The sequence below is a fragment of the Pantoea sp. X-Soil-YNGN-775 genome (genome assembly GCF_059730575.1).
On the sequence record NZ_AP035945.1, the window covers coordinates 2,291,684 to 2,311,430 of the forward strand.

Sequence of the window (19,747 nt, forward strand, 5' to 3'; positions counted from 1 at the left end):
CAGAATCGCGCCGGACAAAAAAAAGGCCCGCACGGTGCGGGCCTTAAACGTTCAGTTATTCAAACTCGTTCCACGAACGACCATCGCGGGTGATCATCGCCACCGAGGCAACCGGGCCCCAGGTGCCGGCCTGATACGGTTTGGAGGAATCGCCATCCGCCGCCCACGCTTCAATGATCGAATCGACATAGGTCCAGGCCGCTTCGACTTCATCACGACGGACAAACAGCGCCTGAATACCGCGCATGCTTTCCAGCAGCAGGCGTTCATACGCATCGGCCAGATGTGACTGGTTGAAGGTTTCGGAGTAGCTCAGATCGAGTTTGGTGGTCTGCAGCTTATGCTTGTGGTCGAGGCCTGGCACTTTGTTCAGGATTTCGATATCCACCCCTTCGTCCGGCTGCAGACGAATGGTCAGCTTGTTCTGTGGCAGTTCTGAGTAGGAATCTTTGAACAGGTTCATCTCAGGGTTTTTGAAGTAGACCACCACTTCTGAACATTTGGTCGGTAAGCGCTTACCGGTACGCAGATAGAACGGCACGCCTGCCCAGCGCCAGTTGTCGATATCCACGCGGATGGCGACGAAAGTTTCAGTGGCGCTCGATTTATTCGCGCCCTCTTCTTCCAGGTAGCCCGGCACTTTTTTGCCCTGCACGAAGCCGGCGGTGTACTGGCCACGTACGGTTTTCTCACGCACGTTGGTCTGATCGATACGGCGCAGTGAACGCAAAACCTTCACTTTTTCATCACGGATGCTGTCAGCGCTGAGATCGGAAGGCGGCGACATGGCGATCATGGTCAGAATCTGCAGCAGGTGGTTCTGGATCATGTCACGCATCTGGCCCGCTTTATCGAAGTAGCCCCAGCGACCTTCAATCCCCACCTCTTCCGCTACGGTGATCTGTACGTGGTCGATGGTGCGGTTATCCCAGTTATTGACGAAAATCGAGTTGGCAAAGCGCAGGGCTAACAGATTCAGTACCGTCTCTTTGCCCAGATAGTGGTCAATACGGAACACCTGGCTCTCATCGAAATATTCGCCGACGCTGTCGTTAATTTCCTGTGAGGTTTCCAGTGAGGTGCCGAGCGGCTTCTCCATTACCACGCGCGCCGGTTTGGCATTCAGCTTCGCAGTACCCAAACCCTGACAAATGGCGCCGAAGGTGCTGGGTGGCATAGCAAAATAGTTGATGGTGGTGCGTTTTTTCTGATCCAGCATCTTGCCCAGTTTCGGGAAGTGCGTGGTGTCGTTGACATCGAGGTTGCAGAAGTCGAGACGGCCGCTGAGCTTATCCCACAGCGCTTCGTCAATCTTCTCCTTCATGAAGGTTTCCAGCGCTTCACGTACCACTTTGGTGTATTCCGCTTTGTCCCACTCGGCACGGCCTACGCCAATGATGCGGGTCTCTTCGTGAATCTGACCCGCTTTTTCTAACTGATACAGTGAAGGCAACAGTTTACGGCGTGCAAGATCGCCTTTGGCACCGAAAATCACCAGATCGCATGCCTGGGCTGTTTGTGTAACCGCCATTTTCCTCTCCTCGTTGCAGGATAATCCGATGGTGATGCATCCTCTGCCACCGGGTCCAGGTTGTTATTTTCTTTCAGCACAATGTACTTTTTTCCCCGCGCCAGGTAAACCGACGCGCCGGGTCAACCGCATTAACTCTGTACCGGATAGCCTCAGCGCGTGTGATGACACGTGCGCATTTCAGCTTTTTTTCTGTGTCTGATGTTGTCAGCGAAAATCCGGCCGCCGTCAAAGTATGCCAAAAAAAGCCGTACCCGACTTATCCGGCCTTGCGCCCGACCGGCGCTAACGCGATATAGTCTCTGTTAATGGCTGCCGACGACAGCAATAATTGAAATTGATAAAAGTGATAATGGTCATCCACTTATGAATATGCTGGAAAAGATTGAGGCGCAGCAGGCTGCGCTGAGTAAAGCGGAACAGAAAGTCGCCGGGCAGATTCTGGCTGCACCGCAGGCCGCAATGCACTCCAGCATCGCCACCCTCGCGCGGGCAGCGGGCGTGAGCGAACCCACGGTCAACCGCTTCTGTCACCGGCTGGGCGCACGCGGCTTTCCCGACTTCAAACTGCAACTGGCGCAGAGTCTGGTAAAAGGCAGCAACTGGGTCAGTCGTGGCGTGGAGCAGCACGACAACGTGGAGAACTACAGCCACAAAATCTTCGATTCGGCGCTGGCGGGTTTGCAGCAGGTGCGCGACCAGCTGGATACCGAACGCCTGCAGCAGGCGGTGACGCTGCTGACCGGCGCCAGTAAACTGGCGTTTTTTGGCCTTGGCGCCTCGGCGGTGGTGGCGCATGACGCCTTCACTAAATTTCTGCGCTTTGATTTACCGGTCATCTGGTCGGACGATATTGTGATCCAGCGCATGAGTTGTATAAATAGTCGAGCCGGTGACGTTTTTGTTCTCATTTCACATACTGGCCGCACAAAAAATATGGTAGAACTGGCTCGCCTGGCCCGTGTAAACGGTTCCACCGTTATTGCCATCACCTCTCCCGATTCGCCCCTTGCCGATGAAGCCGCGCTGGCTTTAGTGCTTGATGTGCCGGAAGACACTGATGTCTATCTACCGATGGTGTCGCGCCTGGCGCAGTTAACCGTGATCGATGTGCTGGCGACCGGTTTTACCCTGGAACGCGGGACGCCTTTTCGGGAAAACCTCAAACGCGTAAAACAGGCGTTAAAAGCGTCGCGTTACGAAAAGCACGCCCTTCGGGAAGCCGATACACAACAAAATAATTAACATCACATTTACAATGTGAGTCGTATCACAGCCCATCGATCATATAGAATAGCTAACCATGCCGTGTCCGCCGACCAGGACCGGCTTATTTGTTAACGGAGTCCTTCATGTCAAGACGTCTCAGAAGAACCAAGATCGTAACAACCCTCGGCCCGGCTACCGATCGTGATAATAACCTTGAAAAAATCATCGCGGCCGGCGCAAACGTTGTGCGACTCAACTTCTCCCACGGCACGCCAGAAGATCACCAGATTCGTGCAGATAAAGTGCGTGAGATTGCGGCAAAACTGGGTCGCCACGTGGCGATCCTCGGTGACCTGCAGGGTCCAAAAATTCGCGTATCGACCTTCAAAGAAGGCAAAGTTTTCCTCAACATCGGCGATCGCTTCCTGCTGGATGCCAGCCTCGGTAAAGGCGAAGGCGACAAAGAGCGCGTCGGTATCGACTACAAAGGCCTGCCGGCAGATGTGGTGCCGGGCGACATCCTGCTGCTGGATGATGGTCGCGTGCAGCTGAAAGTGCTGGAAGTTCAGGAGATGAAAGTGTTCACCGAAGTCACCGTCGGTGGCCCGCTGTCGAACAATAAAGGGATTAACAAGCTGGGCGGCGGCCTGTCGGCGGAAGCGCTGACCGAAAAAGACAAAGCGGACATTATCACCGCGGCGAAAATTAAGGTCGACTATCTGGCGGTCTCCTTCCCACGCTGCGGCGAAGACATGAACTATGCCCGCCGTCTGGCCCGTGAAGCGGGTTGTGATGCGAAGCTGGTGGCGAAAGTTGAACGTGCCGAAGCGGTCGCCAGTCAGGAAGCGATGGATGACATTATTCTCGCCTCGGATGTGGTGATGGTCGCGCGTGGCGACCTCGGCGTTGAGATTGGCGATCCGGAACTGGTCGGTATTCAGAAAGCGTTAATTCGTCGCGCCCGCCAGCTCAACCGCACCATCATCACCGCCACCCAGATGATGGAGTCGATGATTACCAACCCGATGCCGACCCGCGCGGAAGTGATGGACGTGGCGAACGCGGTGCTGGACGGGACCGATGCGGTGATGCTGTCAGCAGAAACCGCTGCCGGTCAGTATCCGGCAGAAACCGTCTCGGCGATGGCCAAAGTTTGCCTCGGCGCGGAGAAGATCCCGAGTGTTAACGTCTCTAAACACCGTCTCGACGTGCAGTTCGACAACGTAGAAGAAGCGATTGCGATGTCGTCGATGTATGCCGCTAACCACCTGCAGGGTGTAACCGCCATCATCACCATGACCGAATCTGGCCGCACCCCGCTGATGACTTCACGTATCACCTCGGGCCTGCCGATTTTTGCCATGTCGCGTCATGAGCGCACTCTCAACCTGACTGCGCTGTATCGTGGCGTGACGCCGGTGTTCTTTGACAGCAACAATGACGGCGTGGCCGCCGCGCACGATGCAGTCAACCTGCTGCGCGATAAGGGCTTCCTGGTATCAGGTGACCTGGTTATCGTCACTCAGGGCGACGTAATGGGCGCCACCGGCACCACCAATACCACGCGCGTGCTGCGCGTGGATTAATTGCCCCCCGGGTTAACATTGCCGGTGTAGAATAGAAGACGCGACTGCCTGCCAGTCGCGTTTTTCTTTTCTGACAAGGAGGCCAGATGGCCCGTTTCCACCCCATCAGCCAGCTTACCGGCCGAATTTTGTTGTTTCCTCTGGCGTTAGTCCTGTTCGAATTCGCAACCTACATTGCCCACGACATGATCCAGCCCGGCATGCTGATCGTCACGGCGGAATTTGATGTCGGCCCGGAATGGGTATCGACCTCGCTGACCGCCTACCTGATTGGCGGCGTGGTGCTGCAGTGGCTGCTCGGTCCGCTCTCCGATAAGTTTGGTCGCCGGCCGGTGATGCTTGCCGGCATTCTGTTTTTTGCCGCCGCCTGCATTCTCACCCACTGGGTCAGCTCGATTGAGGAGTTTGTCAGCCTGCGCTTTGTGCAGGGGATCAGCCTGTGCTTTATCGGCGCGGTCGGCTATGCCGCGATTCAGGAGGCGTTTGATGAAGCACTGGCGGTGAGGATGATGGCGCTGATGGCTAACGTTGCGCTGCTGGCCCCGCTGGCCGGTCCGCTGGCGGGCGCGGCGTGGCTGACCGTGGGCAGCTGGCGCAGCATGTTCTGGCTGTTCGCCGGCTGTAGCCTGCTGGCCTTTGTGGTGCTGTGGCGAGTGATGCCGGAAACTGCCGGCGACCGCAGTCATTCCATCGCCCTGCCGAATCTGGCCCGTAACTACGGACGACTGATGAAAGATCGGCTGGTAATGACTGGATCGTTCGCCATCGGGCTGGTGTTTATCCCGATCCTCACCTGGGTTGCGCTGTCGCCGGTGATCCTGATGCACGACGAAGGGCTGTCGCGCATGCAGTACGCGCTGCTGCAGCTGCCGGTGTTCCTGGCGATGATTGCCGGTAACCTGACGCTGAGCAAGCTGGCGGGACGGGTGCCGATTGAGCAGCCGGTAAAGTTTGCTGCCTGGCCGATTCTGATCGGACTGAGCCTGGCGCTGCTGGCCAGTCTGCTCAACAGCCACGGCTATCTGCTGATTACCGCCGGTCTCAGCCTGTACGCCTTTGGTGCGGGCATGGTAAACGCCGGACTCTACCGCCTGACGCTCTACGCCAGCAATGAAGGCAAAGGCAGCGTAGCGGCGATGCTGGGGATGATCAGCATTCTGACGCTGGCAATCGGCATTGAACTGGCGAAAAGCGGCTACTTCAGCGGCGGTACGCTGTGGTTCTGTCTGATTAACTTTATCAGCGGCGTACTGTGGTTTGGTCTGGTGATCCTGTTTATGCGGGAACGCAAACGGCGTAGCAGGCTGGAAGCGTTATAACAAGGCCGCAACCAGGGGTTTGCCTTGCGCAGCCAGCTGAGAAACGTTAAGCAATGAGGCATACGCCGGGAAAGCATAGCGGGCGATGGACAAAAACGTCGGAAGCATTTTTGAACAACGCAAAGCGTTGGCCCGGTGCGGGCGCACCCAGGGGATGAGGTGCGTCATTGCCCGCGCTGAGCCTGCCGTGGCTGGCGGGTTTTGCGTCTTTGCGGGGCGTATACTCCCTGAGCCTGCTGTGTGCGATCTGAGCCTGCTGCCTGAGCATTCTCCGTTTCACAGCTGAGTGGCGCGAACTTCAGGATCAAAAAAGGCCGCTTTCGCGGCCTTTTTACTATTTGCGTGGGTAGAGCTCTTTCCGTGAATAGGGCTCGATGTCCCCTTCTTTGCGCGTTTTCAGCAGCTTCAGGATCCAGGTGTACTGTTCAGGATGCGGGCGCACAAATATCTCTACCTCTTCATTCATCCGGCGCGCCAGCTGATGGTCATCCGCGTCCAGCAGATCGTCCATTGGTGGCCGCACATAGATTTCCAGCTTATGCGTGTCGCTGTTATAGACCGGAAACAGCGGCACAACGCGGGCGCGGCACACTTTCATCAGTCGGCCAACCGCGGGCAGTGTCGCTTTATAGGTAGCGAAAAAGTCGACGAACTCGCTGTGTTCAGCACCGTGATCCTGATCGGGCAGATAGTAGCCCCAGTAGCCCTGACGAATCGAACTGATAAACGGTTTAATGCCGTCATTACGGGCATGCAGCCGGCCGCCATAGCGGCGACGCGCGGTGTTCCAGGCATAGTCCATCAGCGGATCGCTTTGGTTGTGGAACATCGCTGCCATCTTCTGTCCTTCTGACGCCAGCAGCATGGCGGGAATATCCACCGCCCAGCCGTGGGGCACCAGAAAAATGACGTTGTGCTGCTCTGCCTGCATCTGGTCGATAATTTCACGGCCGTGCCACTCTACGCGCTCGCGAATTCGCGACGGATCGCGCAGCACTAATTCGGTCATCATTGCCATCGCCTGCGGTGCCGTGGCAAACATCTCATCAACCAGCGTGGCACGCTGGGTTTCACTCAGTTCCGGCAGGCAATAGTAGAGGTTAATCAGGGCGCGTCGACGGGCGCCTTTTGCCAGTTTGCCGGCAAAGCGGCCTAACCGACCCAGCAGCGGATCGCGCACTTTCGGCGGTAACATCGCCATCGCGGCCAGTCCACCAATCGCCAGCCAGCTTCCCCAGTATTTAGGTTTGAGAAATGAACGTTCAAAAACGGGAATAAATTCAGCGTTATTTTTTTTTCGGGTTTCCATGCACTCGCCTCAAGCAATGACCGGCTAATGATAGTGACGACAGGCAAATTTGCAATCATCGTGCGCCAGATATAAAAAAACCGACGGGATTGCCGTCGGTTTTTGCGCGATGTGACGAAATTCGCTTATTTCAGACCCAGCTGAGGCAGCCAGGATTTCACCTGCGCCATATATTCGCTGCGTTCTTTGCCGGTCAGTCCTTCCATCCGCGGCAGCTTAGCCGTTAACGGGTTAACCGCCTGATTGTTGATCCAGATTTCAAAGTGCAGATGTGGCCCGGTTGAACGTCCGGTGTTGCCAGACAGCCCGATGCGGTCGCCACGCTTCACTTTCTGGCCCGGCTTCACCAACACCTTCTTCATGTGCATATAGCGCGTCATGTACTGACGTCCGTGACGGATCGCCACGTAGTTACCCGCCGCTCCGCCGTTCTTCGCCACCACGATTTCACCGTCGCCCACCGCCAGCACCGGGGTGCCGATCGGCAGCGCAAAGTCGACGCCTTTATGCGGCGCAATGCGCCCGGTCACCGGGTTCAGACGGCGCGGATTGAAGTTAGAGGAGACGCGATACTGTTTCACCGTCGGGAAGCGCATAAAGCCGCGCGCCAGACCGGAGCCGTTGCGATCGTAGAATTTCCCGTCTTCGGCGCGGAAGGCATAATAGTCTTTGCCGCCGCTGCGCAGGCGTACGCCGAGCAGCTGGCTTTGCGCGCTTTTACCGTCGAGCATTTCACGCGACATTAAGACGCTGAACCGATCGCCGGCCCGCAGCTTGCGGAAATCCATCTGCCACTGCAGCGCTTTAATCACGCTGCTGGCTTCTGCACTGGTTAACCCGGCCCGCTGGGCGCTGGCGGCAAAACTGCCGCGCACTTCACCCTGCAGGACGCTGTTGCGCCACTCGCCCTTCTGCATCTCCGCTTCCATTTTAAAGCCACCTTTATCGGTACGCTCATAGGTGCGGGTTTCGCGGCGGGAGATCTCCCAGCTCAGGGTTTTCAGGCTGCCATCATCGGCCAGGGTCCAGCTCAGCTGCTGCCCGACCTGCAGGTTACGTAAATCACGATCGCTGACCACCAGCGAATTGATGTCGCCGATGTCGATGCCATACTGATTCAGCGCACTGCTCAGCGTGTCGCCTGAGGAGACGGTATATTCGTGGACGCCCGGCGTATCAGGCACGCCAGTATCGACATCATCTGCCGGCAGCTCTTCGTCCGGTTCCGGTGTGCTCTGATCAATCGGCTCACTGGCTTCCGGCAGCAAAGTGCGGAGTTCATTTTTATCCAGCTCGATGGTTTTGACGATAGGCGTCACATCATCGGTAGGATGGTAGACGTAAGGCCGCCAGACGGCGACGGCCAGAGTTACAACGGTTAAAGAACCCAGCATAACGCGGTGGGGGCGCGGCAAATTATTAAATGCGAGGGCGACAGAGCGGGCTATCTGCTGCACTTTTACCTATTCCTCATGCTCCATTCAGGCAGCTTGCATACTGGCTCGACAGCTGTGAGAGGAATTTCACATAGCTATCTTTAGCTAAGCTGATGTCTGTTCCCAGCGGATCGAGCGTACCTTTACGCACCTGCGTTCCGCGGGCGACAGCATCGATGACTGCTGGCCTGAATTGTGGTTCAGCAAAGACGCATACCGCCTTCTGCTCAACCAACTGTGTTCGTATCTGGTGTAAACGCTGGGCGCCCGGCTGAATCTCAGGATTAACGGTAAAATGCCCGGCAGGCGAGAGACCGTAGTGTTTTTCAAAGTACGTGTAAGCGTCGTGAAAAACGAAATATCCTTTGTTTCTGACCGGTGCGAGTTGTGCGTTAACGCGTTTGTCCGTGTCCGCCAAAGTTACCTCAAACTGCTGGAGGTTGGCGTCAAGTTTGGCTTTATCTTGCGGCATAAGTTCCAATAATTTTTCATGGATTGCAACCGCGGTTTTGCGTGCGATCTCTGGCGACAACCACAGGTGCATATTAAATTCGCCGTGATGATGATGATGGGCATCGGCATCCGGCTGTTCGGATTTTTCCGCTGTATGTTCATCTTCATCTTCACCGCCGCTAATCAATAACGGTTTCACCCCATTAATATCGGCAATTGCCAGATTTTTTTTCGCTGGCAGTTCAGCTGCCGACTTCGCCATAAAGGCTTCCATTTCAGGCCCGACCCACACCACTAAGTCCGCGTTTTTTAAGCGTTTTGCATCGGATGGACGCAGGGCGTAATCATGCTCAGAGGCACCGTCTGGCAACAGCACATCTACCGGCGTTACCCCATCCGCAATCGCGGCCGCGATAAAACCGACCGGTTTGAGTGAAGCGACCACATTTGCCTGTGCAGGAAAGGTTAAAGAAGCTATAGCGGAGAAAGCAGTTAAGGCGAAAAGTGCGCCCTTTTTAATATGTAACATTATGCGTCATTCCATCGTGACCTGGGTGTGGGATGTGATATTATAACATTCGAAATTCTGTGCAACCTGTAAATACTATGACCTCACTTGTTACACTCGAAAACGTTTCGATTAAATTTGACCAGCGCAACGTGCTGTCTGGCGTCAGTCTGTCGCTGCAGCCGGGCCGTATTCTGACGTTGCTGGGGCCAAACGGTGCGGGTAAGTCGACCCTGGTGCGGGTGGTGCTGGGCCTGCTCGCGCCGACCAGCGGCACGCTCAGACGTGATCCGTCACTGCGTATCGGCTATGTACCGCAGAAACTGCACATCGACCCGACGCTGCCGGTCACGGTTGAACGCTTTATGCGCCTGTCGCGTGGCAGTAAAAGCGCGGAGATCCTGCCCGCCCTGAAGCGTGTTCAGGCCGGGCACCTGCTCAATGCACCGCTGCAAAAACTCTCCGGTGGGGAAACCCAGCGGGTGTTACTGGCGCGCGCCCTGCTCAATCAGCCCCAGTTACTGGTGCTCGACGAGCCGACTCAGGGGGTTGACGTCAATGGCCAGGTGGCGCTGTACGATCTGATCGACCAGCTGCGTCATGAACTGAACTGTGGCGTGCTGATGGTTTCCCACGATCTGCACCTGGTGATGGCCAAAACCGACGAGGTGCTGTGCCTTAATCACCATATTTGCTGCTCCGGAACCCCGGAAGCGGTGTCGCAGCATCCCGAATTTATCGCGATGTTCGGTCCGCGCGGCGCGCAGCAACTGGCCATTTATCGTCATCATCATAATCACCGTCACGACCTGCAGGGACGAATCGTTTTACGCAAAGGACAGGGTTCATCATGATTGAGTTGTTATTACCGGGCTGGATAGGTGGCGTGATGTTAGCGCTGGCTGCGGGCCCGCTGGGGTCGTTTGTCGTCTGGCGCAAAATGTCCTACTTCGGCGATACGCTGGCCCATGCCTCGCTGCTCGGCGTCGCGTTTGGCCTGCTGTTCAACGTTAATCCCTATTACGCAGTGATCCTGGTGACGGTCTGCCTGGCACTCGGGCTGGTGTGGCTGGAACGTCGCCCGCATCTGGCGATCGATACCCTGCTCGGCATCATGGCGCACAGCGCGCTGTCGCTGGGCCTGGTGGTGGTCAGCCTGATGAAGAACGTGCGCGTCGACCTGATGGCCTATCTGTTTGGTGATTTGCTGGCGGTGACGCCGGACGATCTGTGGATGATGGGCGGCGGCGTGGTGGTGGTGTTACTGGTGATGGCATGGCAGTGGCGTTCGCTGCTGTCGATGACCATTAGCCCGGAGCTGGCGCAGGTGGATGGCGTCAATATTCAGCGAACCCGCCTGATTCTGATGCTGGTCACCGCGCTGACTATCGGGGTGGCGATGAAATTTGTCGGCGCGCTGATCATTACCTCGCTGCTGATTATCCCGGCCGCCACCGCACGACGTTTTGTCCGTTCACCCGAGGGGATGGCTGGCGTGGCGGTGGTTATTGGCGTGCTGGCCGTCACCGGCGGCCTGACCTTCTCCGCCTTCTACGACACGCCCGCCGGTCCGTCGGTGGTACTGTGCGCCGCCATCCTGTTTATTATCAGCATGGTGCGCAAACCGGCGGTCTGATCAGACCTCGCGGGTGATGCCAAAATGACGATAAGCATGCTGCGTGGCCATCCGGCCGCGCGGTGTGCGCTGAATGAACCCTTGCTGGATCAAAAATGGTTCGATCACATCTTCAATGGTTTCACGCTCTTCGCCAATCGCAGCGGCCAGGTTATCCAGTCCGACCGGTCCGCCCATAAACTTATCGATAATCGCCAGCAGCAGCTTGCGGTCCATATAATCGAACCCTTCACTGTCGACGTTCAGCATATCGAGTGCGCTGGAAGAGACCTCGCCGCTCAGCTCACCGTTAGCCCGCACTTCGGCAAAATCCCGCACCCGACGCAGCAGGCGGTTGGCGATACGCGGCGTACCGCGTGCGCGACGGGCAATTTCTAACGCACCCTCTTCGCTCAGCGCCAGCCCCAGACAGGCGGCACTGCGGCCGACAATGTGCTGCAGATCTTTCACCTGATAGAATTCCAGCCGCTGCACAATGCCGAAGCGATCGCGTAACGGCGAAGTGAGTGAACCGGCGCGGGTGGTGGCACCAATCAGGGTAAACGGCGGCAGATCGAGCTTAATCGAACGGGCGGCCGGACCTTCACCAATCATGATATCCAGCTGATAATCTTCCATTGCCGGATAAAGCACTTCCTCTACCACCGGCGACAGACGGTGAATTTCATCAATAAACAGCACGTCATGCGGTTCAAGGTTGGTCAGCATCGCCGCCAGGTCACCGGCTTTTTCCAGCACCGGACCAGAGGTGGTGCGCAGGTTAACCCCCATTTCATTGGCGACGATGTTCGCCAGGGTGGTTTTGCCGAGTCCCGGCGGACCAAAAATCAGCAGATGATCGAGCGCATCGCCGCGCAGCTGCGCTGCCTTGATGAAAATCTCCATCTGCTCACGCACCTGCGGCTGGCCGACATACTCGGTCAGCATTTTCGGGCGAATGGCGCGATCGAGACTCTCTTCTTCGTTAACGCTTACAGCAGAGACCAGGCGGTCGGCTTCTATCATGACTTACCTCAAATGGCGGCGCGTAGCGCTTCGCGGATCAGCGTTTCGCAATCCGCATCCGGTCGACCGACTTTACTGATCATCCGACTGGCTTCCTGCGGTTTATAACCCAGCGACACCAGCGCTGCAACCGCTTCGGCTTCGGCATCGTTGGTTTCCGGTTCGGCATTCGGCGTGGTAAGCGTAAAGGCCGAATCGCCGCCAAACAGATCGCCATGCATCCCTTTGAAGCGGTCCTTCATCTCGACCACCAGACGCTCGGCGGTCTTCTTGCCCACGCCCGGCAGTTTCACCAGCGAGGCGATCTCCTCTTTCTCGACCGCGGTAACGAACTGCTGCGCCGACATGCCGGAAAGAATCGCTAACGCCAGTTTCGGGCCGACGCCATTCACCTTAATCAACTCACGAAACAGCGCACGTTCCTGCTTGCTGTTGAAGCCGAACAGCAGCTGCGCATCTTCGCGCACCACGAAGTGGGTAAAAATCACCGCTTCGTGATTCAGTTCCGGCAGCTCATAAAAACAGGTCATTGGCATATGGACTTCATACCCTACGCCGTGTGCCTCAAGCAGCACCAGCGGCGGCTGCTTTTCCAGAATATTGCCCCGTAAACGACCTATCACCTGAATGCTTCCTTAACCAACCAATGTGGCGGATTTTATAACATAAAAAAGGCTGGATGAATATCCAGCCTGTGCGTGTGCCAGCGACAGCGCGGCTAACCTGAACGTAAACGTCCACGGGTCAGCACCAGCTTGCTGTCGCTCATCCGTGCGGCATTCTGCGACACGTGGCAATGGGTAATGGCGATTGCCAGCGCATCGGCAGCATCGGCCTGCGGGTTGGCCGGCAGCTTCAGCAGGGTGCGCACCATGTGCTGCACCTGACTTTTTTCGGCGCTGCCAATCCCGACTACCGTCTGTTTAACCTGACGCGCGGCGTACTCAAACACCGGCAAATCGTGATTAACCGCGGCGACAATGGCCGCGCCACGCGCCTGGCCCAGTTTCAGCGCGGAATCCGCGTTCTTCGCCATGAACACCTGTTCGATGGCGAAGTAATCGGGCGAAAACTGGGTGATGATCTCGCAGACGCCCGCATAAATTAACTTCAGACGGGCGGGCAGCTCAGTGGTGTTAGTGCGGATACAGCCGCTGCCCAGATAGGTGAGCTGGCGGCCGGTCTGACGAATGACACCATAACCGGTGATGCGCGAACCGGGATCGATACCCAGAATGATCGACATTAAGCCTCTCCGGTTAAGGGGTTGCGGGTCAGCGCCATTACAGCGTTTCCGCCACCTCGTCGGAGATCTCACCGTTGTGATAAACCTCCTGCACATCGTCACAATCTTCCAGCATGTCGATCAGACGCAGCAGTTTCGGTGCCGTTTCCGCATCCATCTCCGCTTTGGTAGACGGGATCATCGACACTTCAGCGGTATCCGCTTTCAGGCCGACCGCTTCCAGCGCATCACGCACCGCGCCCATCTCTTCCCAGGCGGTGAAAACGTCAATCGCGCCATCGTCGTAGCTGACCACATCTTCAGCTCCGGCTTCCAGCGCCGCTTCCATCACTGCATCTTCATCCTGACCCGGCGCATAAGAGATCACCCCTTTTTTGCTGAACAGGTAGGCAACAGAGCCGTCGGTACCGAGGTTACCGCCGGTTTTGGTGAAGGCGTGACGCACTTCGCCTACGGTACGGTTGCGGTTGTCGCTAAGGCATTCGATCATGATGGCAGAGCCGCCCGGACCGTAGCCTTCATAGATGATGGTTTCCATGTTGGCGTTGTCATCACCGCCGACGCCGCGCGCGATGGCGCGATCCATGGTTTCACGCGTCATGTTGTTAGACAGCGCTTTGTCCATTGCGGCACGCAGGCGTGGGTTGGAACCCGGATCGCCGCCGCCCAGTTTGGCTGCCGTCACCAGTTCACGGATGATCTTGGTGAAAATTTTGCCCCGCTTCGCGTCCTGTGCCGCTTTACGGTGCTTGGTATTTGCCCACTTACTATGTCCTGCCATGTTACTTTTTCTCCGAACTTAGCATGGTGCAGGCTATCCTGCCGCCGGGCTTGTTCCGCTGGTCGTGCTCGCAACTCACGTACCACAGTACGCGGGCTACGTCGCGCTGGCGGTGAACAACCTCACGGCGCCGATTACGCCTGACTGTTCAATACGTTGGTGTAGTCCTGTTAAAACTCACCAGATTCATAAATTTAATCGATTCGCCGCCGGAAAAATGCGCGGCAGCAGCGATTCAGGTAAATTCTTCAATCGCCTGGCGGTTACTCCAGGACTTGGTGAGCGCAGCCGCCTCTGCCGGTACCAGCCAGCGAAACGCCAGATGCTCGGTCAGCGCAATTGCCCGCTCTGCCGGCAACCACAGCCGGAACCAGTGTTCGTGATTATGGGTGACACCGGGTGCGTAGCGATGGCGATAGTGCGGAAAGATTTCAAAGTCGATCTGACGCTGACAATCTTCCACCTCCAGCCGTTCCGCCAGCACGTCGATGCCCAACTCCTCGCCCACTTCACGCCGGGCAGCGGCCAGCGGCGTCTCATCCGCCTCCAGGCTGCCGGTCACCGACTGCCAGAAGGCCGGATCGTCCTGTCGCTGCAGCATTAACACCCGGCCAGTGTCGCGCGCCACAATGACCACCAGCACTGAAACCGGATGTTTATAGCCCATTATTTAGTCTCAGGCTTTTCTTTTTTTACCACCTGAATGCCCAACTCCAGCAGCGAGGCGGGATTCGCTTCGCTTGGGGCTTCGGTCATCAGGCAGGCCGCAGCGGTAGTTTTCGGGAACGCAATCACGTCACGAATGTTATCAGTACCGGTCAGCAGCATGGTCAGACGATCCAGACCAAACGCCAGGCCCGCGTGTGGCGGCGTTCCGAACTTCAGCGCATCCAGCAGGAAGCCAAACTTCTCGCGCTGCTCATGCTCTTCAATACCCAGAATGCTGAACACCGTCTGCTGCATTTTGCCGTTGTGGATACGCACCGAGCCGCCGCCGACCTCATAGCCGTTGATCACCATGTCATAGGCGTTAGCCACTGCACGGGTCGGATCGGCCGCCAGCTCATCGGCGCTCATCTCTTTCGGTGCGGTGAACGGATGGTGCATCGCCGCCAGGCCGCCCTCTTCGTCCTCTTCGAACATCGGGAAGTCGATTACCCACAGCGGGGCCCAGGCTTTCTCGTCGGTGATGCTCAGATCGCGGCCCACTTTGAGACGCAGCGCACCCAGCGCATCGGCCACCACTTTAGCGCGATCGGCACCAAAGAAGATGATGTCGCCATCCTGCGCACCGGTACGGCTCAGAATGCCTTCCACGATTTCTGCATTCAGGAACTTCGCGACCGGACTCTGTACACCCTCAAGCCCATCAGCACGCTGGTTGACTTTCATCCACGCCAGACCTTTAGCGCCATAAATCTCAACGAACTTGCCGTATTCATCAATCTGCTTACGGCTCAGCTGCGCGCCGCCCGGCACGCGCAGTGCCGCCACGCGGCCTTTGGCATCGTTCGCCGGACCCGCGAAGACCTGGAATTCGACATTTTTCAGCAGATCGCCAACGTCCACCAGCTCCATCGGGTTACGCAGGTCGGGCTTATCGGAGCCGTAACGGTGCATCGCTTCGGCAAAGGTCATCTGCGGGAACTCACCGAGATCGATACCCTGCACCTCCTGCCACAGATTACGGATTAATCGCTCCATCACCTCACGCACCTGCGGCGCGGTCATGAAGGAGGTTTCAACGTCGATCTGGGTAAATTCGGGCTGACGGTCAGCACGCAAATCTTCGTCACGGAAGCATTTAACAATCTGGTAGTAGCGATCGAAGCCCGACATCATCAGCAGCTGTTTGAACAGCTGTGGCGACTGAGGCAGCGCATAGAACTTGCCTTTATGAACCCGGCTTGGCACCAGATAGTCGCGCGCGCCTTCTGGCGTGGCTTTGGTCAGCATCGGGGTTTCGATATCGAGGAACCCTTCATCGTCCATAAAACGGCGCACGAAGCTGGTGATTTTCGCGCGGGTTTTCAGGCGGGTCACCATCTCCGGACGACGCAGGTCCAGATAGCGATATTTCAGGCGCGCTTCTTCGCTGTTGTTCTGGTTAGCATCCAGCGGCAGCGGTTCAGAACGGTTGATGATGTTCAGCGCATGGGCAAATACTTCGACTTCGCCGGTCGCCATCTCGCTGTTTTTATTCTTATCGTCACGGGCACGCACGGTACCGGTGATCTGGATACAGAATTCGTTACGCAGTTCAGAAGCCAGCTTAAACGCGTCCTGACGATCGGGATCAAAAAATACCTGCACGATGCCTTCACGGTCGCGCATATCGATAAAAATCAGGCTTCCCAGATCGCGACGGCGGTTTACCCAGCCGCAAAGAGTGACTTGCTGACCCACATGAGACAGATTGAGCTGTCCGCAATATTCTGTACGCATAACACTATCCTTTTAACTTCGCCGCTGCAGCTGACAGCATCCGGCCGCGTAACCTGATGCGATGCTGTCGCAAAAATGGCGGTCATTATAATGGAAAAAGGCAAACAGGATAAGTAGAGCCGCGCCAAAGCGGCGATTTCATCGGCAGCGGCCCTGTTTGCACCGGGGCGTGACCTTAGAGGATAATCGCAAATCGTAACTCAGAGCCAGGAGAGAGGGTGTGACACTTCGTATCGGCCTGCCCCAGTGGCAGCATTCGCACTGGAAGCGCTGGGGCATTGAGAGCCTGGCGGATTATGCCCGCTATTTTCACTGCGTCGAAGGCAATACCACACTGTACGCGCTGCCGTCGCCCGACACCGTGCTGCGCTGGCGGGAGATGACCCACGACGACTTTCGCTTCTGCTTTAAGTTTCCCAATACCATCAGTCATCAGGCGGCGCTGCAGCACAGCGACGATCTGCTGACCGACTTTCTGCGACTGATGGAGCCGCTGGCCGATCGTATTGGTCAGTACTGGCTGCAGCTGCCTGCCACCTTTTCGCCGGCGCAGCTTAACGATCTCTGGCGCTTTCTGGACAGCCTGCCGGCGCGTTTCGAATATGGGGTCGAAGTGCGTCACGCGGCGTTTTTTGCTAAAGGTGAAGCCGAGCGGGCGCTGAATCGCGGCCTGCTGGCGCGCGGCGTTAACCGGGTGGTGCTGGACAGCCGCCCGGTCCACGCCTCAACCTCGCAAAACCCGGCGGCGCTGGCGGCACGCGCGCAGAAGCCCCGGGTGCCGCCGCATGCTGTGCGTACCGGCTCGCAGCCGATGGTGCGGTTTATCGGCAGCGACAGCGTTGAGGAGAGCGTGCCGCTGTTTCAGATCTGGCGGGCAAAGTTAACTGAATGGCTGCAACAGGGCGACGCAATGCTGTTTCTGCACACCCCGGATATGGGCCAGGTATTTCCACTGGTGCAGGCGCTATGGCCGCAGCTGCAACAGATTGATGCGCGGATTGGCAGCGGTCCTGACTGGCCGCAGCAGGAATCACTGTTTTAATCAGTGGACAGGACAGCGCCCTGCGCGCTGGTTAGAATAGCCGCCTTACTGATGCTGATGGAGTCACAATGGTTAGCGCGTTATACGTGGTGTGGGGTGCGTTGCTGGTCATGAAGTTTACGCTGGATGTGGTGCGTTACCGCCGTTTCTATCGGGTGGCGTACGGCGATGGCGGTTATCATGATCTGAAAATGGCGATACGCATTCACGGCAACGCCATCGAAACCATCCCGCTGGCCTTGCTGTTGCTGGTGATGATGGAGATGAACGGTGCCGATATCTGGATGGTGCACCTCACCGCCCTGCTGTTCTTTATCAGCCGCCTGCTGCACGCCTGGGGTCTGCGGCACAGCGCCATGCCGGGCCGCAAATATGGCATGCTGCTGACGCTGTTTTCGTTGTGCGGCATGGTGATTTTTAACCTGATCTATCTGCCATGGGAACTGGTGGTGACGCTACACTGAGTGTTGCCGGGTTAAGGGGTGCAGCCCGCCCCACTTTCTGCCAGAATAGCGCCCTTTCCGTCGTCTCTTCGGATTTTCGATATGTCTGACCGCGATCAACTCTTCTCAGCGCCCATTGCAAAACTGGGCGACTGGACTTTTGACGAGCGCGTAGCTGAAGTCTTTCCCGACATGATTCAGCGCTCGGTGCCGGGCTATTCCAACATCATCTCGATGATTGGCATGCTGGCAGAACGTTTTGTGACGCCCGACAGTCAGGTTTATGACCTCGGCTGCTCACTCGGCGCGGCCACCCTCTCGGTGCGCCGCAATATTCAGGTGCCCGGCTGCCAGATCATTGCGGTGGATAACTCCCCGGCCATGGTTGAGCGCTGCCGTCGTCACATTGATGCCTTTCGCGCTGACACGCCGGTAACGGTGCTGGAAGCGGATATCCGCGATATTGCGATTGAAAACGCCTCGCTGGTGGTGCTCAACTTCACGCTGCAATTTCTTGAGCCGCCGGCGCGGCTAGCGCTGCTGGAGAAGATCTGGCACGGGCTGAAGCCTGGCGGTGCGCTGGTGCTGTCGGAGAAATTCAGCTTTGAAGATGCCGAGGTCGGTGAACTGTTGTTTAACATGCACCATGACTTCAAGCGCGCCAATGGCTACAGCGAACTGGAGATCAGCCAGAAGCGCAGCATGCTGGAAAATGTGATGCTGACCGACAGCGTAGAAGCACACAAAGCCCGCCTGAAACAGGCCGGTTTCTCGCACGCCGAACTCTGGTTCCAGTGCTTTAACTTTGGTTCTCTGGTGGCATTGAAATGATCGACTTTGGCCGTTTTTATCAGCAAATTGCCGTCGGTCCGCTGGCGAAGTGGCTGGAAGTGTTGCCGGCGCAAATCAGCGAATGGCAACGGGAAAACCTGCATGGACACTTCCGCGACTGGTATAAGTCGCTGGAATATCTGCCGCTGCTCGAACCGCAGCGGCTTGACCTGTTACACAGCGTCAGTGCTGACCGCGATGACATCAGCGATCGCCACCGTCAGGGCATTGAGAAACTGCTGCGCAATCTGATGCCGTGGCGCAAAGGGCCTTATTCACTCTACGGCACCGAAATCAATACTGAATGGCGCTCCGACTGGAAATGGGATCGCGTGTTGCCGCATATCTCCTCGCTGGCGGGTCGGACGGTGCTGGATGTCGGCTGCGGCAGCGGTTACCACATGTGGCGGATGATCGGCGCCGGTGCGCATCTGGTAGTCGGTATCGATCCGATGCAGCTGTTTCTCTGCCAGTTTGAGGCGGTGCGCAAGCTGCTGAATGACGATCGCCGCGCCCATCTGTTGCCGCTCGGCATCGAGCAGCTGCCGGCGCTGCAGGCGTTCGACACCGTGTTTTCAATGGGCGTGCTCTACCATCGTCGTTCCCCGCTCGACCATCTGCTGCAGCTAAAAAATCAGCTGGTGAGCGGCGGCGAACTGGTGCTGGAAACGCTGGTGATCGAAGGTGATGTGAATCAGGTGCTGGTGCCCGGTGAACGCTATGCGCAGATGCGCAACGTGTTCTTTATTCCGTCGGCCGAGGCGCTGAAAAGCTGGCTGGAGAAGAGCGGTTTTGTCGATGTCCGCATCGTCGATTTCGCCCGCACCACTACCGAAGAGCAGCGTCGTACCGACTGGATGACCAGTGAATCGCTGGCCGAGTTCCTCGATCCTGACGACGCCAGCAAAACGGTCGAAGGTTATCCCGCCCCGCTGCGCGCGGTGCTGGTTGCCACCAAACCTTAAGC

Annotated in this window: 19 protein-coding genes; 9 read left to right on the forward strand and 10 right to left on the reverse strand. The window is 57.1% G+C overall.

Annotated features, from left to right (window positions below):
• Window positions 1-55 precede the first annotated feature (55 nt).
• Window positions 56-1,531, reverse strand: coding sequence for a glucose-6-phosphate dehydrogenase (gene zwf, locus AC6I8I_RS10835; protein ID WP_031377491.1), 1,476 nt, complete (start codon window positions 1,529-1,531; stop codon window positions 56-58).
• 366 nt (window positions 1,532-1,897) lie between these two features.
• On the opposite strand from zwf, the gene AC6I8I_RS10840 reads away from it, so the two are divergent.
• The 3 genes from AC6I8I_RS10840 to AC6I8I_RS10850 all read left to right on the forward strand — a co-directional run bounded on the left by AC6I8I_RS10840 (window position 1,898) and on the right by AC6I8I_RS10850 (window position 5,645).
• A complete protein-coding gene (locus tag AC6I8I_RS10840) occupies window positions 1,898-2,776 on the forward strand; it encodes a MurR/RpiR family transcriptional regulator (RefSeq protein ID WP_312757244.1) in 879 nt (292 codons plus the stop codon).
• A gap of 107 nt (window positions 2,777-2,883) precedes the next feature.
• A complete protein-coding gene (gene pyk, locus AC6I8I_RS10845) occupies window positions 2,884-4,326 on the forward strand; it encodes a pyruvate kinase (protein ID WP_031377493.1) in 1,443 nt (480 codons plus the stop codon).
• Window positions 4,327-4,412: 86 nt separating this feature from the next.
• A complete protein-coding gene (locus AC6I8I_RS10850) occupies window positions 4,413-5,645 on the forward strand; it encodes an MFS transporter (RefSeq protein ID WP_497820231.1) in 1,233 nt (410 codons plus the stop codon).
• 334 nt (window positions 5,646-5,979) lie between these two features.
• On the opposite strand, the gene lpxM is transcribed toward AC6I8I_RS10850, so the two are convergent.
• From lpxM to znuA, 3 genes are all read right to left on the reverse strand, one after another.
• The gene (gene lpxM, locus AC6I8I_RS10855; RefSeq protein ID WP_312055732.1) at window positions 5,980-6,954 is read right to left on the reverse strand and encodes a lauroyl-Kdo(2)-lipid IV(A) myristoyltransferase; all 975 of its coding nucleotides are present in this window, start codon (window positions 6,952-6,954) and stop codon (window positions 5,980-5,982) included.
• Window positions 6,955-7,079: 125 nt separating this feature from the next.
• Complete coding sequence (gene mepM / locus AC6I8I_RS10860; RefSeq protein ID WP_312055731.1) at window positions 7,080-8,411, reverse strand: murein DD-endopeptidase MepM; 1,332 nt, start codon at window positions 8,409-8,411, stop codon at window positions 7,080-7,082.
• 13 nt (window positions 8,412-8,424) lie between these two features.
• Window positions 8,425-9,372: a zinc ABC transporter substrate-binding protein ZnuA gene (znuA, locus tag AC6I8I_RS10865; protein ID WP_497827829.1), complete on the reverse strand. Its 948-nt coding sequence runs from the start codon at window positions 9,370-9,372 to the stop codon at window positions 8,425-8,427.
• A gap of 77 nt (window positions 9,373-9,449) precedes the next feature.
• Between znuA and znuC the strand changes: the two genes are divergently transcribed.
• Both znuC and znuB read left to right on the forward strand, forming a co-directional pair.
• Window positions 9,450-10,205, forward strand: a complete 756-nt coding sequence (gene znuC / locus AC6I8I_RS10870) for a zinc ABC transporter ATP-binding protein ZnuC (RefSeq protein ID WP_312055729.1) — start codon at window positions 9,450-9,452, stop codon at window positions 10,203-10,205.
• Window positions 10,202-10,987, forward strand: a complete 786-nt coding sequence (gene znuB, locus AC6I8I_RS10875) for a zinc ABC transporter permease subunit ZnuB (RefSeq protein ID WP_312055728.1) — start codon at window positions 10,202-10,204, stop codon at window positions 10,985-10,987. The genes znuC and znuB overlap by 4 nt, the downstream gene beginning before the upstream one ends.
• Here the strand turns inward: znuB and ruvB are convergent, their stop codons facing one another.
• The 6 genes from ruvB to aspS all read right to left on the reverse strand — a co-directional run bounded on the left by ruvB (window position 10,988) and on the right by aspS (window position 16,464).
• Entirely contained in the window at window positions 10,988-11,992 is a 1,005-nt protein-coding gene (gene ruvB, locus AC6I8I_RS10880) for a Holliday junction branch migration DNA helicase RuvB (RefSeq protein ID WP_233987937.1), read from the reverse strand.
• Window positions 11,993-12,000: 8 nt separating this feature from the next.
• Complete coding sequence (gene ruvA / locus AC6I8I_RS10885; RefSeq protein WP_031377445.1) at window positions 12,001-12,615, reverse strand: Holliday junction branch migration protein RuvA; 615 nt, start codon at window positions 12,613-12,615, stop codon at window positions 12,001-12,003.
• Between the two features lie 95 nt (window positions 12,616-12,710).
• Window positions 12,711-13,238 (reverse strand): crossover junction endodeoxyribonuclease RuvC, encoded by a 528-nt coding sequence (gene ruvC, locus AC6I8I_RS10890; RefSeq protein WP_031377446.1) that lies wholly within the window; start codon window positions 13,236-13,238, stop codon window positions 12,711-12,713.
• 37 nt (window positions 13,239-13,275) lie between these two features.
• Window positions 13,276-14,019, reverse strand: a complete 744-nt coding sequence (locus AC6I8I_RS10895; protein WP_031377447.1) for a YebC/PmpR family DNA-binding transcriptional regulator — start codon at window positions 14,017-14,019, stop codon at window positions 13,276-13,278.
• Between the two features lie 235 nt (window positions 14,020-14,254).
• A complete protein-coding gene (gene nudB, locus AC6I8I_RS10900; protein ID WP_497827830.1) occupies window positions 14,255-14,686 on the reverse strand; it encodes a dihydroneopterin triphosphate diphosphatase in 432 nt (143 codons plus the stop codon).
• The gene (gene aspS, locus AC6I8I_RS10905) at window positions 14,686-16,464 is read right to left on the reverse strand and encodes an aspartate--tRNA ligase (RefSeq protein WP_497827831.1); all 1,779 of its coding nucleotides are present in this window, start codon (window positions 16,462-16,464) and stop codon (window positions 14,686-14,688) included. The genes nudB and aspS overlap by 1 nt, the downstream gene beginning before the upstream one ends.
• 220 nt (window positions 16,465-16,684) lie before the next feature.
• Here aspS and AC6I8I_RS10910 point away from each other — a divergent pair, with 220 nt between their 5' ends.
• The 4 genes from AC6I8I_RS10910 to cmoB all read left to right on the forward strand — a co-directional run bounded on the left by AC6I8I_RS10910 (window position 16,685) and on the right by cmoB (window position 19,745).
• Window positions 16,685-17,506, forward strand: a complete 822-nt coding sequence (locus tag AC6I8I_RS10910) for a DUF72 domain-containing protein (RefSeq protein ID WP_312055725.1) — start codon at window positions 16,685-16,687, stop codon at window positions 17,504-17,506.
• 68 nt (window positions 17,507-17,574) lie between these two features.
• A complete protein-coding gene (locus AC6I8I_RS10915; protein WP_031376661.1) occupies window positions 17,575-17,970 on the forward strand; it encodes an MAPEG family protein in 396 nt (131 codons plus the stop codon).
• A gap of 81 nt (window positions 17,971-18,051) precedes the next feature.
• Window positions 18,052-18,780, forward strand: a complete 729-nt coding sequence (gene cmoA / locus AC6I8I_RS10920; RefSeq protein WP_031376660.1) for a carboxy-S-adenosyl-L-methionine synthase CmoA — start codon at window positions 18,052-18,054, stop codon at window positions 18,778-18,780.
• A complete protein-coding gene (cmoB, locus tag AC6I8I_RS10925; RefSeq protein WP_031376659.1) occupies window positions 18,777-19,745 on the forward strand; it encodes a tRNA 5-methoxyuridine(34)/uridine 5-oxyacetic acid(34) synthase CmoB in 969 nt (322 codons plus the stop codon). The genes cmoA and cmoB overlap by 4 nt, the downstream gene beginning before the upstream one ends.
• The last annotated feature ends 2 nt before the right edge of the window (window positions 19,746-19,747 follow it).

What these genes read in the sequence shown, in the direction of transcription:
- aspS (WP_497827831.1), bottom strand. Translation starts at nt 16,464, where the DNA reads ATGCGTACAGAATATTGCGGACAGCTCAATCTGTCTCATGTGGGTCAG.
- znuA (WP_497827829.1), bottom strand. Translation starts at nt 9,372, where the DNA reads ATGTTACATATTAAAAAGGGCGCACTTTTCGCCTTAACTGCTTTCTCC.
- cmoA (WP_031376660.1), top strand. Translation starts at nt 18,052, where the DNA reads ATGTCTGACCGCGATCAACTCTTCTCAGCGCCCATTGCAAAACTGGGC.
- AC6I8I_RS10915 (WP_031376661.1), top strand. Translation starts at nt 17,575, where the DNA reads ATGGTTAGCGCGTTATACGTGGTGTGGGGTGCGTTGCTGGTCATGAAG.
- znuC (WP_312055729.1), top strand. Translation starts at nt 9,450, where the DNA reads ATGACCTCACTTGTTACACTCGAAAACGTTTCGATTAAATTTGACCAG.
- ruvB (WP_233987937.1), bottom strand. Translation starts at nt 11,992, where the DNA reads ATGATAGAAGCCGACCGCCTGGTCTCTGCTGTAAGCGTTAACGAAGAA.
- AC6I8I_RS10850 (WP_497820231.1), top strand. Translation starts at nt 4,413, where the DNA reads ATGGCCCGTTTCCACCCCATCAGCCAGCTTACCGGCCGAATTTTGTTG.
- AC6I8I_RS10895 (WP_031377447.1), bottom strand. Translation starts at nt 14,019, where the DNA reads ATGGCAGGACATAGTAAGTGGGCAAATACCAAGCACCGTAAAGCGGCA.
- zwf (WP_031377491.1), bottom strand. Translation starts at nt 1,531, where the DNA reads ATGGCGGTTACACAAACAGCCCAGGCATGCGATCTGGTGATTTTCGGT.
- znuB (WP_312055728.1), top strand. Translation starts at nt 10,202, where the DNA reads ATGATTGAGTTGTTATTACCGGGCTGGATAGGTGGCGTGATGTTAGCG.
- lpxM (WP_312055732.1), bottom strand. Translation starts at nt 6,954, where the DNA reads ATGGAAACCCGAAAAAAAAATAACGCTGAATTTATTCCCGTTTTTGAA.
- nudB (WP_497827830.1), bottom strand. Translation starts at nt 14,686, where the DNA reads ATGGGCTATAAACATCCGGTTTCAGTGCTGGTGGTCATTGTGGCGCGC.
- pyk (WP_031377493.1), top strand. Translation starts at nt 2,884, where the DNA reads ATGTCAAGACGTCTCAGAAGAACCAAGATCGTAACAACCCTCGGCCCG.
- AC6I8I_RS10840 (WP_312757244.1), top strand. Translation starts at nt 1,898, where the DNA reads ATGAATATGCTGGAAAAGATTGAGGCGCAGCAGGCTGCGCTGAGTAAA.
- ruvC (WP_031377446.1), bottom strand. Translation starts at nt 13,238, where the DNA reads ATGTCGATCATTCTGGGTATCGATCCCGGTTCGCGCATCACCGGTTAT.
- cmoB (WP_031376659.1), top strand. Translation starts at nt 18,777, where the DNA reads ATGATCGACTTTGGCCGTTTTTATCAGCAAATTGCCGTCGGTCCGCTG.